1 protein-coding gene is annotated in these 601 nt (G+C 29.6%); it reads right to left on the reverse strand.

The features are described 5' to 3' along the window. Window positions 1-501: hypothetical protein (locus ACP5S8_RS08530; protein ID WP_461876508.1), on the reverse strand; the 501-nt coding region annotated here is incomplete at its 3' end. Window positions 502-601: the final 100 nt, after the last annotated feature.

A 601-nucleotide genomic window follows, 5' to 3' on the forward strand; every position in this document is an offset into this window, starting at 1 on the left:
AGAAAAGAACACTCCTTTATAACTTTTTCTTAGACCATATCCTATTTTATAGTGAGTTCTTCTTGTAAATATAACATCAATTTTTCCATCGATAAAATCTGCGTATTCTTGATTGTATTTTACAAGTATTCCTAGCTTTTCGTTTTCTTTTACTGTTATTTTATAATCATTGGATATTTCGCTTTCTTTAATAATCACAAATTCTACTTTGCCAAAACCATGCTTAATTTCTCCTCCAACTTTTACAACTCCAGACTTTAAAATTGTGATAAGTTCTTCTTTAAATTTTTCATCTTTTAAAAATATACTGCCTTTTAATGTCAGTTGTTTTGGTGCATTTTCATCTATAACCTTGCTTGTGGGGCTTATAAATTCAATGTTAAATAATCGACCTTCTTTTGCTGTACGTCGGGTGTTGTCTATCTGCGTTGATGTTTTAGAAAATAGGAAGTATTTTTTTATATTTTCTTCTTCAAGTAGCTTGTCATTTTCGTAAAACATGAAAGTAGAACAAAAAAACACATCTTTTAGACTCTGCTTTTTATAAGACAAATACAAGGCGCTATTTATTGCTCCATTTAAGGTAAAGCCTGGCACATAG

The sequence above is a fragment of the Hydrogenobaculum sp. genome (assembly GCF_049967395.1).
In the GTDB taxonomy this organism is placed as follows: Bacteria; Aquificota; Aquificia; order Aquificales; family Aquificaceae; genus Hydrogenobaculum.